Annotated in this window: 16 protein-coding genes; 7 read left to right on the forward strand and 9 right to left on the reverse strand. The window is 34.8% G+C overall.

Annotated features, from left to right (window positions below; genetic code table 11):
- Positions 1–1099, forward strand: a 1099-nt coding sequence (locus tag J6569_RS04100; RefSeq protein WP_296317731.1) for a hypothetical protein, incomplete at its 5' end; no start/stop codon positions are given.
- A gap of 44 nt (positions 1100–1143) precedes the next feature.
- Here the strand turns inward: J6569_RS04100 and J6569_RS11230 are convergent.
- On the reverse strand, positions 1144–1299 hold the full coding sequence (locus J6569_RS11230; protein WP_366941238.1) for an integrase core domain-containing protein: 156 nt from the start codon (positions 1297–1299) through the stop codon (positions 1144–1146).
- 776 nt (positions 1300–2075) lie between these two features.
- On the opposite strand from J6569_RS11230, the gene J6569_RS04105 reads away from it, so the two are divergent.
- From J6569_RS04105 to tkt, 5 genes are all read left to right on the forward strand, one after another.
- Positions 2076–2318, forward strand: a complete 243-nt coding sequence (locus J6569_RS04105) for a FeoA family protein (RefSeq protein ID WP_065589913.1) — start codon at positions 2076–2078, stop codon at positions 2316–2318.
- Entirely contained in the window at positions 2315–4642 is a 2328-nt protein-coding gene (feoB, locus tag J6569_RS04110) for a Fe(2+) transporter permease subunit FeoB (RefSeq protein WP_065589914.1), read from the forward strand. The genes J6569_RS04105 and feoB overlap by 4 nt, the downstream gene beginning before the upstream one ends.
- 83 nt (positions 4643–4725) lie before the next feature.
- A complete protein-coding gene (locus tag J6569_RS04115) occupies positions 4726–4962 on the forward strand; it encodes a FeoC-like transcriptional regulator (RefSeq protein ID WP_065575337.1) in 237 nt (78 codons plus the stop codon).
- A gap of 321 nt (positions 4963–5283) precedes the next feature.
- Positions 5284–6234, forward strand: coding sequence for a transaldolase (gene tal, locus J6569_RS04120; protein WP_296317733.1), 951 nt, complete (start codon positions 5284–5286; stop codon positions 6232–6234).
- Between the two features lie 137 nt (positions 6235–6371).
- Positions 6372–8378, forward strand: coding sequence for a transketolase (gene tkt, locus J6569_RS04125; protein ID WP_296317735.1), 2007 nt, complete (start codon positions 6372–6374; stop codon positions 8376–8378).
- 72 nt (positions 8379–8450) lie between these two features.
- Here the strand turns inward: tkt and J6569_RS04130 are convergent, their stop codons facing one another.
- From J6569_RS04130 to J6569_RS04145, 4 genes are all read right to left on the reverse strand, one after another.
- Positions 8451–10022, reverse strand: a complete 1572-nt coding sequence (locus J6569_RS04130; RefSeq protein ID WP_296317737.1) for a phosphoethanolamine transferase — start codon at positions 10020–10022, stop codon at positions 8451–8453.
- A 316-nt stretch (positions 10023–10338) separates the two neighbouring features.
- The gene (locus J6569_RS04135; protein WP_065608778.1) at positions 10339–11727 is read right to left on the reverse strand and encodes an MATE family efflux transporter; all 1389 of its coding nucleotides are present in this window, start codon (positions 11725–11727) and stop codon (positions 10339–10341) included.
- An 8-nt stretch (positions 11728–11735) separates the two neighbouring features.
- Positions 11736–13067 carry a 30S ribosomal protein S12 methylthiotransferase RimO gene (rimO, locus tag J6569_RS04140; protein ID WP_366941240.1) on the reverse strand — a complete coding sequence of 444 codons (1332 nt, stop codon included), beginning with the start codon at positions 13065–13067 and terminating at the stop codon, positions 11736–11738.
- Positions 13068–13381: 314 nt separating this feature from the next.
- On the reverse strand, positions 13382–14308 hold the full coding sequence (locus tag J6569_RS04145; protein ID WP_296317742.1) for an ABC transporter substrate-binding protein: 927 nt from the start codon (positions 14306–14308) through the stop codon (positions 13382–13384).
- Between the two features lie 168 nt (positions 14309–14476).
- Here J6569_RS04145 and J6569_RS04150 point away from each other — a divergent pair, with 168 nt between their 5' ends.
- Complete coding sequence (locus J6569_RS04150; RefSeq protein WP_034911754.1) at positions 14477–16447, forward strand: TonB-dependent receptor; 1971 nt, start codon at positions 14477–14479, stop codon at positions 16445–16447.
- Between the two features lie 520 nt (positions 16448–16967).
- Here the strand turns inward: J6569_RS04150 and mmuM are convergent.
- The 4 genes from mmuM to J6569_RS04170 form a co-directional block, all read right to left on the reverse strand.
- Positions 16968–17909, reverse strand: a complete 942-nt coding sequence (gene mmuM, locus J6569_RS04155) for a homocysteine S-methyltransferase (RefSeq protein ID WP_296317744.1) — start codon at positions 17907–17909, stop codon at positions 16968–16970.
- A complete protein-coding gene (gene mmuP, locus J6569_RS04160) occupies positions 17896–19299 on the reverse strand; it encodes an S-methylmethionine permease (RefSeq protein WP_085163920.1) in 1404 nt (467 codons plus the stop codon). Before mmuP ends, mmuM begins: the two co-directional genes overlap by 14 nt.
- Before the next feature lie 89 nt (positions 19300–19388).
- Complete coding sequence (locus J6569_RS04165; protein ID WP_296317746.1) at positions 19389–20681, reverse strand: DUF945 family protein; 1293 nt, start codon at positions 20679–20681, stop codon at positions 19389–19391.
- Between the two features lie 313 nt (positions 20682–20994).
- Complete coding sequence (locus J6569_RS04170; RefSeq protein ID WP_296317747.1) at positions 20995–22503, reverse strand: YdgA family protein; 1509 nt, start codon at positions 22501–22503, stop codon at positions 20995–20997.
- Positions 22504–22531 lie beyond the last annotated feature (28 nt).

Below are 22531 nucleotides of genomic sequence, written 5' to 3' on the forward strand. Positions count from 1 at the left end.
AGACACCAGACACCAGCACTGGCAAACCTATGTCTTAAGTTTATCAAATAATCTTATTCGACGAGTTTTTTCACGAAACTTATTTATACCTTCCAAATTATTTCTCAACGAATTATCGAAATTATCGCTCAAATCACCTAAAACAGCTTTGTTAGTATCAGCACTGTTATTATTGTCATCGTCATGGAATGTACAGGCAAATGGTAAAAAGGTTAGAGCGGGTAATCGTAGTGATGCAATAATAATACCGTCGCCAGTTATCAATTATGTAAGGCCAAATCTAAATTTTGGTGACGACGAATATGCAGGCCAAGCTAGCTTATGGAATCCTGATAAGGGCTTTTTAGTACAATCAATTGATTTTGAATCAATTCATCCTGAATTATACAACCTCAATTTCCCGACCACAGGTATGCATAATTTATATTTTGATTTACTTATAACTGGAGTAAATATAAATAAATTGACATGGGAACCCGTTACTTTGGGGGGAATCACTGCGACAGTGACAAATGTTGTAGCTAATGATAGGTGGATCCCTGATGAAGATAAGGGACAAGTTGTCGCCCGTGTTAAGCTAACAGGTCCAGAGGCAAGAAATCAATGGTACAATCCACATCCTAACCCAATTGCTAAGCCAAGGTTACCGCAGACGTTTGAGTTAGTGGGTAGGGATATTAGTACCGCTGATGAGGTAGTAAAATATGGATTTGTGTTAAAGCAGTGGTTCGTCAATCGGGGTGATCAATTGAAAACTTATAGTGACCAGTTAGCATGGTGTAATAGTTTGGGGTATCGAATGCCGAGGATAAGGGATTTAACCAATTCGAAGTGTGGTGTAGATAATAATTATTTCCCATGTATAAATAACATAGATGGTGCTACGCCGTCATCAGGTACTCTATTTTACCAGCGTCACATAAGAGCAGGATTTTTTACGGAGTGGGGCCGCATGGACGACTACGCTGGTGCGGGCTTCGTTTTTTACGGCTACTGGACAGGCGACGCGGCAGGTAGCACCCGGTTCGCTGTCGACTCGGACGACGCCCGCGTCCGCCCAGCTAGCCACACCAATTATGCTGTTTGCATTGCGCCTTAGCTTTTAGCATTTAGTTCTTAATCTGTATGAAAACGCCGAGTTGTTTACACTTCATAATTAAAATAATCCTCTAAAGACTCATAAGGCGTTTTGCCTGAAATCGCTTTATGGGGTTTAATGGTATTATAAAAATTAATAAAGCGTTTCAGTTTTTGTTTTCTATCTTTTGAATTGCTAAATATTTGCCGATTATGCCACATCGCAATTCAAAGTTTGTATCACTCTTTCGGCTTTCACATCGGTTTGACAGGTTGGATTGGTACATTTTTGCTTGATACAGCGATTATCACGCAGTTTATCTAAACAAATATTTATCTAACAAACAAAGACTGTCCAATTTTTGTCAAAAAGTTTCAGGAAAACACCGTGTTTAAGTAAAAAAACAAAAAAATCATGTTAATACTAGAAAATAATTTTTCTAGTTTGCTGTTTCGTTTGATTTATAAGTAAAGATAAACCTTTGGTATCAACCTGTAGCATTTTGCTTGGATAGGTTTTGTAATAGCGTTTAGCCAAATCAATGGCCGTCGTTTTTTCTTTATGATATAAACGCCATATCGCTTGCTGGTGATAAAGCGCTAATTTTGTTTTTTACGACTAATTATTACAGTAGTTTCTCAAATTACCGTAAACAATATTAGTAATATCCTACACATAAGACATCAAATAATATGATGCCTATTGAATTAAAAACACGAAAACAGGCAGCTTAATTTTCTACGTGAGAGTGTACTAAGTTTGGGGTATTTACATCGTGAGTATTTATTTTACCTATTTAGAAACACAACACAGCGAAGGTTTGAGTTTGTATTTTTTATTGTTTAATTATATTTACTATTTTTTTACTGTTTATTTATTTTTGTTGAGAATAATTCGCATTTTTACACTAAAAATAACTTCATTTCTTTCTAAAATATGTATTTTTAATTTTATATGATTATTTATATCAGCACTGTTGTCATTTTTAGGAAGCGTAATGTCATTTTTTACTCTTAACCAGTTACCTTTAGGCCACGAGGCGGTTATTACTAGGTTGTTACCCGAATCGTTACCTTTTCGTCGAAAGTTACTTGCAATGGGGATTACACCAGGGTGTAAGGTTCTGGTTGTGCGAGTTGCACCATTTGGTGATCCGATTGAAATTAAAATGCGTGGATTTTGGCTTTGTTTGCGTCGTAAAGAAGCACAAGCTATTGAAGTTATGGAGGTAAGTAAATGAAGATAGCATTAATTGGTAACCCTAACTGTGGTAAGACGACATTATTTAATTTATTAACTGGCTCAAAGCAACGTGTAGGAAATTGGCCTGGAGTGACTGTTGAACGTAAGACAGGTGTTTTTACTTATCATAATGCACAATATGAAGTCGTTGATTTGCCTGGTACATATTCGATCGAACCAGACCCACTTAGTGTTTCACAAGATGAGCTTATCGCACGTCAGTTTGTGTTGTCTGATAGTGATAGTGTTATTATTAATATTATGGATGCAACTAATTTGCAACGTAGTCTGTATTTAACTTGTCAGTTAATTGATTTGCAAGTGCCAATGATTGTTGTATTAAATATGATGGATGCAGTTAAAGCCATGGGCGAACAGATTAATGTTGATATGTTGTCAACACTGTTAGGTTGCCCTGTTGTGGCATTATCATCAACCCAAAAAATGGGGCTATCGTGCTTTTATCAACAAATCGAAAACATGGTAATCACGCCACAAGTAGCTCAACCGTCGATTGATTTGCTTGGCGATGATCAGCAAGCGGTGATTAATCGTTGTATTTGTGAGTTACCAGATGATAGTGTTGTGCATCAATTCAATCGTTGGCAATTGATGGATGCGTTATTAGATGATTCGCGTTATAACTTACTCGAATGCGAAAAAGAGATGTTTGCAAACTGCCGTTCATTGCTTGCAAAATGGTGTGATAATGAAATTGATGTGGCGCTTGCTAGTGCACGTTATGATACGATTGATACAATTTGTAAGAAAGTGATTGATAAACCACGTGAACTTAGTCGTCGATTTTCAGATATATTGGATAATATTACTTTAGGGCGTATTACTGGTATTCCGTTCTTTTTACTCGCAATGTATGCCATGTTTATGCTAGCAATTAATTTTGGGGCTGTGTTTATTGATTTTTTTGATGTGCTGTGTGGTACTATCTTTGTCGATGGCACAACGCAGTTACTTCATGCTATCAATGCACCGAATTGGCTTACGGCTGTTTTAGCTAATGGGATTGGCCGCGGCATTCAAACTGTTTCAACTTTTATTCCTGTCATTGGGGCGATGTTTTTTTGTTTATCTTTTTTGGAAGATTCTGGTTATTTGGCGCGAGCAGCAATGGTAATCGATCGGCTGATGCGTTGCATTGGTTTGCCGGGAAAAGCATTTGTGCCAATGTTAGTGGGATTCGGTTGTGGTGTGCCAGCCATTATGGGCACGCGAACGTTAGAAAGTACACGTGATCGTATTATGTCGATCTGTATGATTCCTTTTATGTCATGTGGAGCAAGATTGCCGGTGTATGCTTTATTCGCTGTGATATTTTTCCCTAAAAATGCTTCTTTAGTGGTGTTTGCCTTATATTTGCTTGGTGTAGTTGTGGCAATGATAACCGGATTTATACTTAAATTTACGCTATTAAAAGGTTCATTAACACCGTTTATTATGGAAATGCCAGTGTATCGTATTCCGACTTTAAGTAGTCTAATTAGTTTAACTTGGCAACGTTTAAAGTCGTTTATTTTTAAAGCAGGTAAAGCCATTGTGTTGATGGTAACAATATTAAGTATGCTTAATTCATGGGGGAGTGATGGTTCGTTTAGACACGAAAGTTCGCAGGACTCTATGCTTTCTGTTGTTAGCCAAACAATCACTCCAGCATTTGCACCAATGGGGATTAAACACGATAATTGGCCCGCAACGGTGGGAATTTTTACGGGTATTTTTGCTAAGGAGTCGGTGATTGCAACGCTTAATTCGCTTTATTCGATGGGCGATGACAATGAGCAAGCAACCAAGTCATTTGATTTATCACAAGGGATTGTAGATGCGTTGGCAACGATTCCTAAGAATTTAGTTGATCTATCAGATGCAGTATTAGATCCACTAGGGTTTAATACAGTTTCACAAAATATTGATTCACTTCAGTCTGATTTGGATGTAAATTCGGTAACAATTTCTCAAATCAAGGGCGCTTTTGGTTCGTCTTCGAATGCGATGAGTTATTTGATCTTCATTTTACTTTATACACCTTGTGCTGCTGCATTAGGAGCTGTGTACCGAGAGGCTGGTTTTAGATGGATGATATTTGTGGCAATTTGGACTTTTACTATCGCATGGCTAACAGCAACGATTTATTATCAATTTACTTTGCTTGGGCATTCTACTATGGCAGGTTGGTGGCTTTTGGGATGTAGTGTATTTATTGTTGTAGCACTATTGTTTATGCGTACTTTAGGGCGATATTCATCATTTAACCAACAAACGGAACCGAATCTACAACAGTGTAAAGAATCATCATGCTGTCAGTAAGTAGCTGGCTAGCTAATTTGTAAAAATATAGATAGAGAAAAGATTTGTGATTTTTCTGTAACTTTAATTATCGGATTATTGCTATGTTAATAACGTCGATTCGTGATTATGTACAATTAAAAGGCCGTGTACCATTGCAAGATGTTGCACGCCATTTTCGTTTACCTGAAAGTGCAGCTGAGCAGATGTTAGGGTTTTGGATTAAAAAAGGGATGATAAAGCTCATAGTACAAGATCAGCTATTGTTTTGCCAAACTAATAAGTGTCACTCTTGTTCAAACTGTCACTTAGCTGGTAATGTTGAATATGTTTGGGTTTAATTGAATCATGAATCAGTAACTTTTTACATTTATAATGTGTTGTCAATTATTTTGTTGCATCATAGATAAATGATGCTAATTAACGCTGATTTGATTTTGTGATTAAATTCACAAAATTAATTTTATTTGTATGGATAAGCTAGCAAACATGGATAAGTGATTCTATATTATCAGAGTCTGAGGCTACATTTTATGTTTTTAGCCTATCTGATTTTTGACAACAAGATAGATTAATGACCACCTCATGACAAAGTCGTTTTATTGTTGAATAAATGTTATTATACTTTCATTATAGTAAAACGTTGTATGAGGATAAAATGTATGAGTCAATTAGATGAATTTAAAAAATTAACTGTAGTGGTAGCCGATACTGGTGATATCGATTCTATTAAGCAGTTTTCCCCCGAAGATGCAACAACCAATCCTTCCCTCGTTTTGAAAGCAGCGCAACTTCCTCAATATCGTTATTTAATTGATTCTGCAGTTGAAACTGCGAAAAAAATTGGTGGCAGTAAAGAACAACAATTAGTTAATGCGTGTGATCAGGTTGCAGTTAATATTGGCGCCGAAATTTTAAAAACAGTTCCTGGTCGTATTTCGACCGAAGTGGATGCTCGTTTGTCTTTTGATAAACAAGGATGTATTGAAAAGGCACGTAAAATTATTGCACTTTATGAAGAAAAGGGTATTGATAAGTCACGTATCTTAATTAAAATTGCTTCAACTTGGGAAGGTATTAAAGCGGCTGAAGTGCTAGAAAAAGAAGGGATAAACTGTAATTTAACTTTGCTATTTTCGTTCGCACAAGCACGTGCTTGTGCTGAAGTAAATGCATTTTTAATTTCGCCTTTTGTGGGCCGAATCTATGATTGGTATCAAGCTAAAAAATCAATCGAACCTTATGTTGCGGATGAAGATCCGGGCGTAATTTCTGTGCGTAATATCTTTAATTATTATAAACAACACGGTTATAAAACTATTGTTATGGGGGCTAGCTTCCGTAAGGTCGATCAGATTTTAGCATTAGCAGGTTGTGATAGATTGACAATTTCGCCTAACTTACTGGCCGAAATGCAACAATCAAATACGCCTGTTGTACAGAAGCTCAATCCAAATCAAACCATAGTTGCTCGTCCTGCGCCAATGACTGAGGCCGAATTTAGATGGCAACATAATAGCGATGCTATGGCAGTTGAAAAATTAGCCGAAGGGATTCGTGCTTTTGCCGTTGACCAAGGCAAATTAGAAGACATGATTAGCGCATTGTTATAATCGTATAAAACAATTGGGGAGTATGCTCCCCATTTTTATGCTATTTTCTTTCGTTAATTTAAATAACGATTTTGCAAGTGATGTTAACCTTGCAGGTATTAACAAATTTAAACTCAAAATTTTTTGGAGATGATGACATGAATGCAACCACACTATCTCACCGCGAACTGGCGAATGCGATAAGGGCATTAAGCATGGATGGCGTGCAAAAAGCGAAATCAGGCCATCCTGGTGCACCTATGGGTATGGCGGATATGGCCGAAGTACTTTGGCGTGGCTTTTTAAAACACAATCCAACCAATCCTAAATGGGCTGATCGTGACCGCTTTGTTTTATCAAATGGTCATGCATCTATGTTGATTTATAGCCTATTGCATTTAACTGGTTATGATGTGACGATTGATGATCTTAAAAATTTCCGTCAGTTGCATTCAAAAACTGCAGGACACCCTGAATATGGTTATGTGCCAGGTGTCGAAACAACCACAGGCCCACTTGGGCAAGGTATTGCCAATGCTGTAGGTATGGCAATCGCTGAAAGAACATTAGCAGCTCAATTTAATAAAGCAGGCCATACTATTGTTGATCACCATACTTATGTGTTTATGGGCGATGGTTGTATGATGGAAGGAATATCGCACGAAGTGTGTTCATTAGCAGGTACGCTAAAGCTAGGTAAACTAATTGCATTTTATGACGATAATGGAATTTCAATCGACGGTGAGGTAGAAGGTTGGTTTACTGATGATACCGCAAAACGTTTTGAATCTTATGGTTGGCATGTTATTCGTGGTATTGATGGCCATGATGCTAAAGCCTTAAAAGAAGCGATTGAACAAGCGCAAGCCGTAACCGATAAACCATCTTTATTAATGTGTAAAACGGTAATTGGTTTTGGTTCGCCAAATAAAGCAGGTAGCCATGAAAGTCACGGCGCACCATTAGGCGATGCCGAAATTGAAGCAACCCGTAAAGCACTAGGTTGGAATCACCCAGCTTTTGAAATTCCTAAAGATTATTATGATGCTTGGGATGCGAAAGCAAAAGGTAAACAAGTAGAAGATGAATGGAATGCTCGTTTTGATGCTTATGCTAAGGCTTACCCTGATTTAGCTAAAGAATTCAAGCGTCGTGTTAATGGTGATTTGCCTGCAAATTGGTCACAAATTGCTAACGATGTGGTGAATAAACTCCAAGCAAATCCAGCAACTATTGCAACTCGTAAAGCATCTCAAAATGCTATCGAAGCCTTTGCTCCTGCATTACCTGAGTTTTTAGGTGGTTCAGCAGATTTAGCACCAAGTAACTTAACCATGTGGTCAGGCTCTAAAGAAATTTTAGCTAATGCTGATGGTAACTATATCCATTATGGTGTGCGTGAGTTTGGTATGTCAGCAATCATGAACGGTATTGCCTTACATGGCGGATTTATTCCTTATGGTGCAACATTCTTAATGTTTATGGAGTACGCACGCAATGCTATTCGTATGGCTGCGTTAATGAAAATCCGTTCATTATTTGTTTATACACATGATTCAATTGGCTTGGGTGAAGATGGCCCAACGCATCAACCTGTTGAACAAATGGCAAGCTTACGTGTTACACCAAATGTGAGTACTTGGCGCCCATGTGACCAAGTGGAGTCAGCTATTGCTTGGCAGTATGGTATTGAGCGCAAAGATGGTCCAACTGCATTAATCTTTTCAAGACAGAATTTAAAACAACAAGAACGTACAGCTGAACAATTAGCCAATGTCTATCGAGGCGGTTATATCTTAAATGATTGTACTGGTACTCCAGAGTTGATAATTATTGCTACTGGTTCAGAAGTAGAACTTGCAGTTGAAGCTTATCATCAACTCACACAAGCAGGTAAAAAAGTGCGAGTTGTGTCAATGCCATCAACTGATGCGTTTGATAAACAAGATAGCACTTATAGAGAGTCAGTATTGCCATCATCAGTGACAGCTCGCCTAGCTATTGAAGCTGGTATCAGCGATTACTGGTATAAATATGTTGGTCTTAACGGCAAAGTCGTTGGCATGACAAGCTTTGGTGAGTCAGGTCCAGCTGATCAACTATTTAAAGCATTCGGCTTTACTGTTGAAAATGTAATAGCTCAGGCAAATAGTTTATTAAAATAATAATAGAATAATTATCAATCAAATGCCATCTGATCTAATGATGGCATTTTATATCTGTCTATGATTATAAACCTAATAGGGATTAGGATCTTTTTTTAGTTTATCAAATTGATATAATTTATTGTTATCCCAGCCTTTAACTTTGATATTTTGTTGTTCTGGTATTTGAGAAAGTTCGTTTTCCATATAATTATGGTTTACGTCTAATTTTATACCCATCCAGTTACTCAATAGATAAACTAATTGGAATCCCGATACTTGTTTATTAATTTTTTGCTGGGGTGTTTTATCTGAATCAAAAAAGATAAATGGGACACGATAACTATCTTGATATTCTGAATTGTGTCTTAAGTCATTATGTTGATCTGCATGCGCAAGCCCATGATCTGCAAAGTAAACAACTGAATAATCTTGATTATATTTTTTTAGTATACTGATAGTTTGTGCAATAAGATCATCTGTTTCTTTAATACTACTAACATAACATGATATATTTTTATTATTCAGATCAAACTGCACATTAAATTCTAATCGCTTACAAAAGTTAGAGTGTGAACCAATTAGGTGCATAACAATAAGTTTTGGTTTGCTATTTTCTGTCGATAAAATATTATCTAATTCAGGTAATAATAAAGTATCATGTTTTCCTCTCGATGATTTACCATTATATTCACCTTTTTTAGTGTAAAATGAATGTTGTGCATAAGAGGCAATACGAGGTACCGTAATTTCAATTGTGCCTAACTTACCTTGATTTGAAAGCCAATAAGTTTCAAATCCTGCCTCATTAGCAATGCTAACAATATTATTATTTAGTTGTGCATTGACTTTTTTGTCGTCTAAAAAGATTGATTGACTAATTAAATGTGGAATTGATGATTGGGTATTTGGTGCAGGTGTTATTAATCCATCCCAAATAATGCTGGCTTGGGTGCGAGCAAAGGGAGTATTGTCAAGTTTAAAACCATAAGCGCTCATATAGTCTTTACGAACACTTTCGCCAATAATAATAATATAGTTCTTTTTTTGAGGATTAATAGATAAAATTGGGATAGTATTTGTTTGCTCAATTTGTTTTAATTGTTCTTGTTTTTCTTGAAAATAAAGTTTTGCACTATCGTAAAATGAGAGAGAAAACTCAAAAATAGGATACTTTAAGTTATTCAATAAAGTAGTTGATATTGTATTGAAAGAATTTGGATTATGTTTTATTACAGCTTTAATTGGTCTATAAAAACATAGCCCTAATACAAAAATAAGTAAATAGAAATTGTTAATTTTTGGAAATGAAAATCTTTTAAATAATATAATAAAAATTAATGCTAAGATTAGAGGAGCAAAATAAAAATAAACTGATAGTTGTGAACAGAATTCCGTCATTTCATCAAAATCTGTTTCAGCAATAGCACTAATTACGGCAACATTAGGTGGACCATAATAAAATCCAATAGGAAAATAGATAGCAGCTATTACAAACCAAATGCAGAAAAAGATTCGAAAAAAAGTAAGTCGAGCTAAAAAAGTAAGAGAAAAGTAAGTTAGAAATATGCGATCAAATCTTTGCTCGTAACCTAATAAGTAAACAAGCAAAATAGAAAGACAAAGACACACTCCATGTGAAAGTATATTTTCTTTTTTTATCATAGTAACTATATTTATTATATCAATTTTTGGTTTCAAGAATTATAAATTTATTCAAATATTTGACAATAGGTTTTGATAAAAAATATCCAATATTTTAATTGTGAGTATTAGTATCGACGAGGAGAAAGTGATGAAGTTTCTTATGTCTAGGGTTTACCACCATGGACTAATGTTAGAACTTCGATGGGATGGTTGCTTGTCCATAATTATTGAAAGATTAACCTATTTATGTTTATTTATTGAATAATCAATAAGTTGTTATTAATAAAATGAGGTTAATCTTTTTTATTTTATTGAATGTCTTTAATAAATAACTTTATCTTGATGCCTGCTCTAAAATAACTTCAACAGGTTGTTTTTGAATATAGATCATCCTAGCTATTAATAGTAATGCCGCAACAGCAAGTCCTGATATAATACCTATCCAAAAACCAGCTGCGCCAATTGGCTGAATGATTAGGTCGGTTAATCCTAGAACATAACCAACCGGCAATCCGACTACCCAATAAGAAAGTAGAGTAATAAAAAAAATGCTTTTAGTGTCTTTATAACCTCGAAGCACATTACTAGCTACTACTTGTAAATAGTCAGACGCTTGATAAATAGCGAGTAAAATAATAAGTTGCATACAAATAGCAATTACAGCATTTTCTTGTGTAAATATGGTGATGATTTGTGAACTAAAAATAACTAAAATTAATGCAACTATAATGGCGATTGCTAAGGATATGGCTAAACTAATGTAAGAAGTTTGTTTGGCTAAAACTGGTTTTCTTTTGCCCAGTAAATAACCGACACGAATACTAGTAGCAACCCCAAGAGATAATGGAATAGCGAAGGTTAAACTGCTGATGGTGAATATAATTTGATGTGCAGCAACGGTTATTTGACCTAATGGGGCAATTAATAATGCAATCACAGCAAATAAGCTCATTTCAAAAAAGTAAGCGAGAGCAAGAGGAGTACCAAGCACAACAATTTTTTTGATTATAGCAAAATCAACTAGTTTGGTGATTGGTGTTAGGCGAATGTCGCGTTGGCTTGCGCTAGTGAGTGTATATAAGCGTATTAATATAAACATGAGCCAAAAGATGATTGTCGCTGTAATGCCACAGCCGACCCCACCAAAAGCAGGTAAGCCTAATTTTCCATAGATTAAAACGTAATTAATTGGAATGTTGGCAAGAAGGGCAATGAATATAATCACCATGGCTGGCTTTGTGTTTGATAGCCCTTCACATTGATTGCGGTAGACCAAGAAAAGCAAGAATGCTGGCACACCCCACATTATGGCACGTAAAAATTTGGTTGCCACGTCCATCATTTCTGGATCAATAGGGTGATCGTCCGAGCTTCTTAAGTTTATTATTAGGTCGGAATGATAGAGAACTAACATCATAAGCACTGATAATACCAATGCGATGACAACGCCTTGCCGAGTATGATCGGCAACTTGGTTTCGTTTAGCTGCACCATTTAGGTTTGAAATAATTGGCGTTAAAACGGTGAGTAAGCCTTGCCCAAATAAAATTGTTGGTAACCAAATTGAAACTGCAATAGCCACTCCAGACAGGGCGGTTTTACTATAATTTCCTGCCATAATGGTATCGACAAAAGTGATTGCGGTTTGCGATACTTGCGCAATTAGCACCGGAACTGCCAATTTAACCAGATTTTTTACTTCGTGTTTATAATGTTGTTTCATGGTGTTAATTAACGTTTAACCGTTCCCCATAGATCGTACTCATCGGAATGCTCAATGTTAACCTGAACAATATCACCGACTTTGACTTGGTTTTCTTCGTTTAAATAAACAACGCCGTCGATTTCAGGGGCATCAGCCATACTACGACCAATTGCGCCTTCTTCATCAACTTCATCAATAATGACAGCTAGCGTTTTGCCAATTTTGGCTTGTAATTTTTGCGTTGAGATTTTTTGTTGTAATTGCATAAAGCGATCAAAACGTTCTTGTTTTATTGCTTCAGGAATTTGATCGGCAAGTTTATTGGCTTCAGCACCTTCTATAGGACTGTATGGAAAGCAGCCAACGCGATCTAATTGCGCTTGTGATAAAAAGTCGAGCAGTAATTCAAAATCTTGTTCTGTTTCACCAGGGTAACCAACAATAAAAGTTGAACGTAACGTGATATCAGGACAGATTTCTCGCCATTTATGGATACGTTCTAAGGTTCTTTCAATGGTTCCAGGTCGTTTCATTGATTTTAAAATTGTTGGACTTGCGTGTTGTAATGGCACATCTAAATAAGGCAAAATTTTACCATCCGCCATTAATGGAATTAGATTATCGACACTTGGATAAGGATACATATAATGCAATCTGACCCAAATACCCAAATTTGATAACTGTTCGCAAAGCGTTTGAATATCAGTTTTTAATGGCATTCCATTCCAGAAACTGGTCCTGTTTTTGATATCAACGCCGTAAGCTGAAGTGTCTTGTGCAATAACTAATAATTCTTTAACACCACTGTCGGCTAGTCGTTTTGCTTCATCAAGTACGTTACCAATAGGGCGACTAATCATTTTACCTCGTAATGATGGAATAATGCAAAATGTACAACTATGATTACAACCTTCAGAAATTTTTAGGTAAGCATAATGTTTTGGTGTTAGTTTTATACCTTGTTGGGGGACTAGACTGGTAAATGGATTATAAGCAGGTTTTGGTGCATATTTATTAACATGATTTAGTACCGCTTCATAGCTGTGTGGACCTGATATTTCAAGTACTTTTGGGTGTACAGTCCTAATTTGATCTTCTTTGGCACCAAGGCATCCAGTTACAATGACTTTGCCGTTTTCATTAAGAGCTTCGCCGATTGCTTCTAGAGATTCTTGCACTGCACTGTCAATAAATCCACAAGTGTTTACAATGACCAGATCGGCATTGTCATAGCTAGGTACGACTTGATAACCTTGTGTACGCAGTTCGGTTAAAATTCGTTCAGAGTCAACTAAATTTTTAGGACAGCCAAGGCTCACAAATCCAATTGTAGGGGGTAACATATTCATAGTATTTATAATAGTGTGTTATATTAAAGAGGTATTGTTTGAGAATTCAATAAACTATATTTGTTAATTATCGTTTACAAATCAAAATAAAGTCGGCATTTTATCACATTTCATCATAGTTAATATACCGATTTTCTAATTTCAAATTTACATTAACAATGCTTTAGCTTATCTATTAAGTATTAGTAATAACTCGGAAAGTAGTTCGTTTGAATAAAAAGAATTATTTATTAAGTATTTCTCTGATATTTATCAGTATAAAATAAAGCCTTTATTGACAATAAAGGCTATTAAAAAAATAAAAAGTTAACAATCAAGTTATATTATTTTAATGCATTAATGATTTCGTCAATTTGACGATCTATGCTTTCAGCACCACCACCAGACAAATACCAAAGATCAGGAGTTAAATAAACAACCTGTGTTTTGCTTTTGTTTAATACTTTTTGTGAAAAAAAGTGCTCAGCCATACCTTGATTGCCGATTGCTTTGCTACGATCAACAACAAAAATAATATCAGGTTTGACTGATTTAATGTAATTATCATCAATAAAAATTGGTTTTGGTTTGCCTATTAAGTTATTTGCGGGCATAACGGTGAGTGGTACCGCTCGTTTAACATCTAGTACATCGTGAATCAATGCCGCGCTGGAACTTGAATTGATAAGAATCATCTTCCCATCGTTATGAATAGCAACAACAGCTTTTTTAGAACTAGCTTCGGCTACTGCTCGGGCATGTTGAATTTTTTCATCTAATGACTGAATAATATTATCAGCTTTACTCTCTGTGCCTGTAATATTTGCCAGTAGGTGGATATGATTTTTGGTTGATTCAACATAATTTTGGGCGTTAACACTTAAATTAATGACAGGTGCAATTTTAGATAGATCTTCAGTTTTACTAGCTTGACGGCCATCAATAATAATTAAATCTGGCTTAACTTGTCTGATTGCATCAATATTGGGTTCTTTCATATTGCCTGTATCGGTAATTGATGTTTTGTTAAATTGTTGCAAATAAGAAGGGATAACTGATAGTGGAGTTGCAACAACTATCGAACCTTTACCTAACGCATCTAAAGTATCTAATGCCCCATAGTTCATGACAACAACTTTTTCGGGCGACTTAGGAACTTGTACCGTTTGGTTGTTGGCAGTTACACTCATTGTTGTCGTTGATTGGCAACCAGTTAAACTTAATATAATCGATGCAATACTACTTAAAAATATCTTTTTCTTTTTATTCATCTCAAATTTTCCTGTGTTTATATAAATGATAATTATTATCATTTAACAAAAAGGATTTGTCTAGCTATAAATAATTTTTTAAAGATATTGATAATCATTCTCATATAGTGTAGTCTTCATATATCTTATAAATCTATAAATGTCATTATAAATAATAGGGTTATAACAATGAAAGCAAAAAAGAAGATTAAATTGGCTACAAATGTCATTAATACTAGTATTTTGTTGTCATTATCGACAGCTGCTATAGCAGCTAGCAATTCAGATACTGACACCATGGTTGTTACTGCATCGGGGTTTTCTCAACAAGTCAAAGAAGCACCAGCTACCATTTCGGTAATTACACCAGAAGAAATTGAAAAAAAACCTTATCGTGATGTCACAGATGCGTTGAAGGATATTCCTGGAGTAAATATTACTGGTGGTGGTGATTCTACTGATATTAGTATTCGAGGCATGGATGCCAAATATACCCTAATATTAGTAGATGGCAAAAAGGTTAGTACCCGCGAAACAAGACCAAATAGTGATAATTCAGGATTTGAACAAGGATGGTTACCACCATTAACGGCAATTGAACGTATTGAGGTTGTGCGAGGCCCTATGTCGTCATTATATGGTTCTGATGCGATGGGAGGGGTTGTTAATATTATTACCAAAAAAGTGTCAAATAAATGGCAAAGTGGTATACGTTTAGAATCGGTTATTCCTTATCGTTCAAAAGAAAAAGATACATATACTGGCAGTTTTTCGACCATGGGACCGATTATTGATGACGTTTTAGGTATACAACTTTATGGGCAGTATTCAAATCGCCATGAAGATAAATTTCTTGCTGGCCATGCAGGACAAAAATTACGTAGTTTAAATGGTAAATTATCTTTAAATGCTACAGACACACAAAAATTTGATCTCGATTTTGGCCGAGCTTTACAAAATAGTAATGCAACTGCAGGAAAAACAAGAGATAAATCTAGAAGTGATTTTAATAGAGATAATAGACGAAATACGTTTGCTTTAACACATAATGGTTTGTTTGGTGATGTTTCTACAACTTCATTTGTCTCTTATGAAGGAAATAATAACCCAAAAAGGAACATGAAAATTCGTAATACGGATGTAGATACACGTGTTACTATTCCTTTTAGTATTAACATGCTGACTTTAGGCGGAAAATATAATTATCAAGAGTTGCATGACGAAGGAAATCAACTAAAAACGACATTATCTAAAATTGATCGTTGGAATTATGCGTTATTTGGAGAAGATGAGTTACGTATTTTAGAAAATTGGAGTTTAACATTAGGATTACGTTATAACAAAGATGAAAATTATGGTAGCAACTGGAACCCAAGAGTTTACAGTGTGTGGAATATTGATGATAACTTTACGTTAAAAGGCGGTTATTCTACTGGTTATGCTACACCACAATTACGTTATGTGGTGACAGATTGGGGGCAAGTTACTGGTGGTGGATATTCTGATGGTGTAATCATTGGAAATCCAGATTTAAAACCAGAAAAAACAAATAATTTCGAAATTGGTATAGGTTATACCAATGATTATGGTATTGATGCCTCTGCAACTGCATTTTACACAAAATATAAAGACAAAATTCAATCATATTATATTTGTAATCGTAAAAAAGGAAGCAAGTGCTTGTTGAATGGTTATAGTAAAAAGTTTGACTTTATACAAGGCCGTGAAAATGTTGGCAAAGCTGATCTTAAAGGCTTTGAATTTTCATTTAAAACGCCTTTATTTACTGATTTCCTATTAACATCTAACTATTCTTGGACAAAAACAGAACAAAAAAGTGGGCAATTTAAAGGACGATCTTTAAATCGAACCCCTAAACAAAAATTCAATACTCAATTAGATTGGTATGTCACCCAACAATGGGATTTATGGACAAAAATGGCCTATTATGGCATGGAATCGTCTAATAACCGTGATGGCACAAAAGTTGAATATCCTGGTTATACTTTCTGGGACATCGGTGCATCTTATCAAATACATAAACAAGCTAAGGTTTATGCTGGTGTTTATAATCTATTTGATAAAAATGTAACTAACGATGATTTTGGTAAAACCTTAGAAGGTAGACGATACTTTGTTGGGACTGAGGTTAATTTTTAATCATTAAGTAAATTTAATTTTGTCTATAATTTTAAGGCAGCTTTTTAATATAGCTGCCTTTTTAATGATATTATTCAATTAAATATTATTTAATCTGATCCTGCAATTAAATTTGTGTATTCATTTATTTATGAATTGCTTAATACGGTAATTTATTAAAAAATGAACATATTTATCCAAAACAAGAAAAGTGAAACGAGTCGGTTTATTTTAGAAAAGTTAATTGCTTCCTTCAAATGATAGATAGTAAAAATTTAGGATGGAACATTGCACTTATTTGTAGTGCTATTAATTGCGATTTATAATCAAATGAATTAAGTTCAATAATTAATTGTTCAGTAGCTTTTCATTGTACTAGGGAATTATTGACTGGACTATCAGGCTTTAACTTGATAGAAGAAAAAAATCAAGTGTTTAACTGATGGTTTTGTTGGTTTAATTTGATTGGATTTGAAGCCGTTTAAGATATTATCGCAAAACTATAATAGCTCTTCATGCTCAAAATCCAATCACAATAAAATTAATAATCCTTTAATAATCTCACAATCTCTTTAATATCATTTGGTGTTGTTTGGCAGCAACCGCCAATTAATTTTGCACCTAATTTTGTCCAGATTGGTAGTTGATTTTTGAAGGTGCAATCATGTTGATGGTTCTTGTGCCACTGTTTTGTTATTGGATCATATTGTTCACCTGAATTTGGATAAACAATTAATGGTTTGGTTGTAAGCTTATTTAGCACTTCTAATGCTGGAGTAACACTTTCTAACGCAATGCAGTTAATACCAAGGCTTACAATTTGCTCGAAGTTGTTTAAATAATCTATTACTTGTGATAATGGTGTGCCATCGCTAAGATGCTGGGCATCTTTTAATGTAAACGAAAACCATGCATTGATAGTTGGAAACTGCTGTATCAATTTAACTAACGCTTTAATTTCAGCAAAAGAAGGTAGAGTTTCACAAGCAAGGATATCAACTTGGGCATTAATCAAGGCTTGAATGCGATCACGGTGAAAATCAATAAATTCAGCTTCAGTTAGTTGATAGTCGCCAGTATATTCTGACCCATTAGCAAGATATGCTCCATAGGGACCAACTGACCCAGCAATCAATAATGTTTTATTTTGCTTTGTTTCATTCAAATACTGCTGTTTAGCTTGCTGTGCAAGTTCAACGCTTTTTTTTATTAATTTGATAGATTCATCAAACGTAATTCCTTTTTTTTCAAACCCTACTGGTGTGGCTTGATAGCTGGCGGTGATAGCGCAATCGGCGCCAGCTTTAAAATAGTCATAATGAACTTGATAGATCAGTTCGGGCTTTTCAATTAATACTTTTGCCGACCATAGACTATCATTAAGATCGCATCCACGGCGTTGTAGTTCACTGGCTAGTGCACCATCAATAATAATGTGACTTTTTTGTTTGAATAGTGCACTAATTGGATTATAACTTGTCATTTTTTACTGCTCGTTTTTGATAAGATTGGGTAAAGTGATGCGCAATAAAACAGACAATTACAAAAGGAATACCGCAATAAAGCGCAATGCGTTGTTCTGGATCGAATGCTAAACCAATGCAAGCAATCAAACACAGAATAAACCCTAAAATTGGCACAAAAGGGTAAAATGGTGCTTTATATTTTAAGGCATTTTTTTGATTTTCGGATAGTTGCTTTCTAAAAAAGTAATGTGAAATGCAAATACTTAACCAAACTGCTACCACGGCGAAGCCAGAAATAGCGGTTAATGCTACAAATACAGTATCAGGAGCTATCACGCTTGAAAATAACGCTAACAATCCACCAAGCATACTTACTGCAATAGCGATCATTGGAATACCTTTATTGGTTAATTTAGCAAAGCACTTTGGTAGTGTACCTTGATTAGACAACGACCACATCATACGCCCAGAGGCATAAAGTCCTGAATTAGCGGCTGATAAAATAGCGGTTACAATAACAAAATTAAATATATCAGCAGCATATGGAATACCGATATTTTCAAATACCATTACAAATGGACTAGTAATAACGCCAGCTTGATCCATAGGTAGTAGAGAGGCTAACACAATAATGGTTCCAATAAAAAAGAGAATCAATCTTAAAATTGTTGTTTTAATGGCAAGTGGAATCGATTTTTCGGGATTATGAGTTTCGCCCGCAGCAATACCAATTAACTCGGTACCAGAAAAGGCAAAATTAACTGAAACCATCGTCATGATAATTGGTGTTATACCATTAGGAAACCAGCCATTATCGGTAATATTGTGTAAAAAAGGTGCTGGCATGTCATTTTTCATAGGAACAAAACCAAAGATAGCAGCAGCTCCAGCAACAATAAAAATAATAATAGTGATGACTTTAATGATTGAAAACCAAAATTCACTTTCGGCAAAGAATTGAGCGGTTATAATGTTTAATGCAAAGATTACGATACAAAAAATTAAACACCAAATCCAGACCGAAACAGTAGGGAACCAATACTTCATACATAATCCAGCTGCGGTTAGACTTGAACCAAGTGCCACTGTCCAAGTTAACCAATACAGCCAAGCAACGGTATAACCAGTGCCAGGACTAATAAAGCGAGAAGCATAAGTGTGAAATGCACCTGTTTCAGGCATAGCGACAGCCAGTTCGCCTAAGCACAACATCACTAAATAAACAACTAATGCACCAATTAAATAAGCAATAATAGCGCCAATAGCCCCAGCAGTAGCAATAATATAACCAGTATTAAAAAATAAACCTGTGCCAATAACGCCACCCAGTGACAACATAATTAAATGACGGGTTTTCATGGTTCGTTTAAATTGGTTTTCTGTTGTGGATGATGAATTTGTATTCATAAATTTTTTTGCTTAAGTTAAAAATAATAAAATTCCGCCAAAATTAGTGGCGGAACTAAATAGGTTAATTTGAATAATAAATTAGCTAATTATAATTGTTCAAAGAATTCTTCTTTTGTTACTTTTTTACCATTTACGTTAACTTCATCACTATCTTTGGTTAGGCTTATATCAGAATAGATACCTTTGGTTTTACCATTGCTTGAAGTAAAATATTGAGAGCTACTAATGAAAAATGCGGACATCATTTGTAGGTTTTGATTTGCTTTAGCAATTTGTTCTGGTGTTACCGTGTTAGAGTTAGGATTTTCGATCTGTGCGGACGTATACGCTAATACATCAAATGGTGCTTCAAGTTTTAATTTTAGTGAGTCAATTTTATCGTAATCAGCTTCATCAATAGCTGTACTATCTACATCAGACATACTGAAAATTAGGTTAAGATTAATATCGCCTGCAGGATTGTGCCAATTCAATTTATTTAACGAAAAATTAATATAATGCTTTTGTTCTGTATCATCTGAGTCAGGATAACCTATTCCCAATTGATTAGTGAATAGATGCTTATCAAGTCCTTTAAAATCAATATCTATCGAGCCATAACCTAGATTTTGTTGTCCATAAATAATTGAATCTACACTACTTGAAAATGATCCATCGACAGTATTGGTGACGTCATTTAGGACATTTTTTTCGTCCATAACGAATTTATTAATAACAACCGAAACTGGTTTTGAATTAAATGATGCAGGGTAGGTTAATAAAATTTTATCAATTTCAATTTTAGTTGATATGTCAGAGCCAGTAGTATAACTACCAAAGGTGTACTTGCCTTCACCAAGTTCTAATGCACTATCAATTCTTGGAAAGAATGGAACTTCATTTTGGGTAACTTTTATTGCTTTGCTTGCTAGTTTAACGGTGATATATTCACCATAACTTATACCTGCATGTCCTGTAATAAAAGGCTGATTGCCCGCTAGCTTCCAAAGTGTCGGATTAGTTTTTTCGCTCATTTCATATTCTAACCAAGCCATTTTAGGCGCAAAACTTCCTTTGGCGAGTGCAGCGATAGGGAATGGACCATGATGAATAGTAATATCATCAGAAAATAAGGTTTTTGGTTGAGCATCGTCGCCTGTAGCATTTTGGAGTGATGCTGTAATAGTTAAATGCAATTTAGTTGAAAAGATATTCTTTTCATAATTACTTTTTATAATATTAAACGTGAAATCGTTTTGAGTTTGATTAATTTTGTTTGTAATTTGTACCAATTCATTATCGATGTTATTTTCGATCATGTTGCCTGTATGCCATGCAGTGCCTACGTAAGCAACCCCTAATACAGCAAATATTCCTATAGCAAGTGTGGTTTTTTTCATTATAGTTCTCTTAGTTATTTATTATATTTTAAATTATCATTCCTGATGATTTATAAAATCAACCAGCAAACTTTTAATATATTCAAAGTGATAAATTAATTGTAATCCTAGTTGTTATAATTTTAATCGATTTGAGCTTTCTAGGCGATAGTTTTTTGATTTTTTGTAAAATGCACCTATACAAGTTTAAATAAGTACCCTAGCATATTATGGTGCATATATTGTTAACTACTACGCTTGAATCTAAAATAATCGCCAAATTAACCAATATCATTGAAACATTTTATAATTTTTTTAGTGTCGCTAAAATAAATTAGAAATTTCCAAAAAAATCTTTTTTATCTAGTAATTGTCCATTTACCTTTACGCTTTGATTGCCTTTTGTATACTCCACATTAGAATAGATACCTTCTGTTTGATCTTTATTAAAGATAAAAAATGGTGATCTACTAAAAAACATTTTGGCATTGTTTTTTATTACAGCGCTTTCTTTTGCAATTTGTTCTGATGTAACTTGCTTAGTGTTAGGGTTTTGGATTTGTGCGGACAAACTAGCTAAAACATCAAACGGAGCTTCGAGATTGAATTTAAGTGTATTTATTTTGTCATAGTTTTCTACATCAGTATTTGAGCTATTTATTTCTGATATATTAAACAATAAGTTAACATTAATGTCGCCACTAGCATTGTGCCAATTCAATTTATTTAACGAAAATTCAATATTGTGTTTGTCGCTCTCACTTATGTCAGGATCAGTTGTTTCAAAGTGAGGATCGAAAAATTGTCTACCAACCCCTTTGAAGTTAATATCAAATGATCCACTACCTAGATTTTGTTGACCATAAATAATCGAACCAATACGACTTACAAGCGAACCTTCAATTGTATTATTGCTGTCATTTAAGATATTTTTTTGACTCATCACAATTTTGTCAATAATCACTGATTCGTTTTTCGGAGTGGATGATTTGAAATTTAATGTAATTTTATCAATACTGCTTTGCTCATCAATATTTCGATTTTTGTAGTTAGCACGACCTTTTGATTTTAAGTTGTCAATATTAAAATTCCCTTTTGAAAGATAGCTATCAAAATTGTATTTAACCTTTCTAATGTTAAATTCATAATCGAAGTCTTCTATGGTGTTAAGTGGTCTTAATGACATATTAATGTCATCAAAGTTAAAATTATTACCGTCAGAAAGAAAAAACAATTTATCCAGATGCACTTTAGCCTTGCCGTCAGAACCATCGGCATAGCAACTAAATGTATAGCTGCCATGGCTAATATCCAAGATACTATCATCAATGGCAGGGATTTCTGCTTGGGTCATTTTAATCGCTTTGCTTGCTAGTTTAACGGTAATATATTCGTCATAACTCACGCTTGTATGTCCACTAATAAACGGTCGATTGCCCGCTAGTTTCCAAAGTGTTGGATTTGCTTGTTGACTCATTTCATATTGTAACCAAGCCAATTGTGGGGAAAAAGTCCCTTTTGCAAGCGCAGCAATAGGAAAAGGACCATGATGGATAGTGACATCGTCATCAAATAAGTTTTTTGGATAACTACCTTGAATAGTCGATTCACGTGGTGATACGGTCACTGTTAGATGTACTTTTGTTGAAAAAATACCTTTGTCATAATGGTTTTTAGTAACGGAAAATGTGAAAAGATCTTGGGACAGGTTAACTTTGTTTGTGATTAGTGCTAATTGGTCATCAATATGCTCTTCAATCATATTACCGCTGTACCATGATGTACCTGCATAAGCCATACCTAATACAGCAATTATTCCTATAGTAAGTGTGCTTTTTTTCATTGTGGCTCTCTTAGTCGTTTATTGTAAT

The organism is Gilliamella sp. (genome assembly GCF_024104075.1).
Lineage (GTDB): Bacteria > Pseudomonadota > Gammaproteobacteria > Enterobacterales > Orbaceae > Gilliamella > Gilliamella bombi.

What these genes read in the sequence shown, in the direction of transcription:
- J6569_RS04165 (WP_296317746.1), bottom strand. Translation starts at nt 20,681, where the DNA reads ATGAAAAAAACCACACTTGCTATAGGAATATTTGCTGTATTAGGGGTT.
- J6569_RS04105 (WP_065589913.1), top strand. Translation starts at nt 2,076, where the DNA reads ATGTCATTTTTTACTCTTAACCAGTTACCTTTAGGCCACGAGGCGGTT.
- J6569_RS04130 (WP_296317737.1), bottom strand. Translation starts at nt 10,022, where the DNA reads ATGATAAAAAAAGAAAATATACTTTCACATGGAGTGTGTCTTTGTCTT.
- tal (WP_296317733.1), top strand. Translation starts at nt 5,284, where the DNA reads ATGAGTCAATTAGATGAATTTAAAAAATTAACTGTAGTGGTAGCCGAT.
- J6569_RS04150 (WP_034911754.1), top strand. Translation starts at nt 14,477, where the DNA reads ATGAAAGCAAAAAAGAAGATTAAATTGGCTACAAATGTCATTAATACT.
- J6569_RS04135 (WP_065608778.1), bottom strand. Translation starts at nt 11,727, where the DNA reads ATGAAACAACATTATAAACACGAAGTAAAAAATCTGGTTAAATTGGCA.
- tkt (WP_296317735.1), top strand. Translation starts at nt 6,372, where the DNA reads ATGAATGCAACCACACTATCTCACCGCGAACTGGCGAATGCGATAAGG.
- feoB (WP_065589914.1), top strand. Translation starts at nt 2,315, where the DNA reads ATGAAGATAGCATTAATTGGTAACCCTAACTGTGGTAAGACGACATTA.
- J6569_RS04145 (WP_296317742.1), bottom strand. Translation starts at nt 14,308, where the DNA reads ATGAATAAAAAGAAAAAGATATTTTTAAGTAGTATTGCATCGATTATA.
- J6569_RS11230 (WP_366941238.1), bottom strand. Translation starts at nt 1,299, where the DNA reads ATGTGGCATAATCGGCAAATATTTAGCAATTCAAAAGATAGAAAACAA.
- mmuM (WP_296317744.1), bottom strand. Translation starts at nt 17,909, where the DNA reads ATGACAAGTTATAATCCAATTAGTGCACTATTCAAACAAAAAAGTCAC.
- mmuP (WP_085163920.1), bottom strand. Translation starts at nt 19,299, where the DNA reads ATGAATACAAATTCATCATCCACAACAGAAAACCAATTTAAACGAACC.
- J6569_RS04170 (WP_296317747.1), bottom strand. Translation starts at nt 22,503, where the DNA reads ATGAAAAAAAGCACACTTACTATAGGAATAATTGCTGTATTAGGTATG.
- J6569_RS04115 (WP_065575337.1), top strand. Translation starts at nt 4,726, where the DNA reads ATGTTAATAACGTCGATTCGTGATTATGTACAATTAAAAGGCCGTGTA.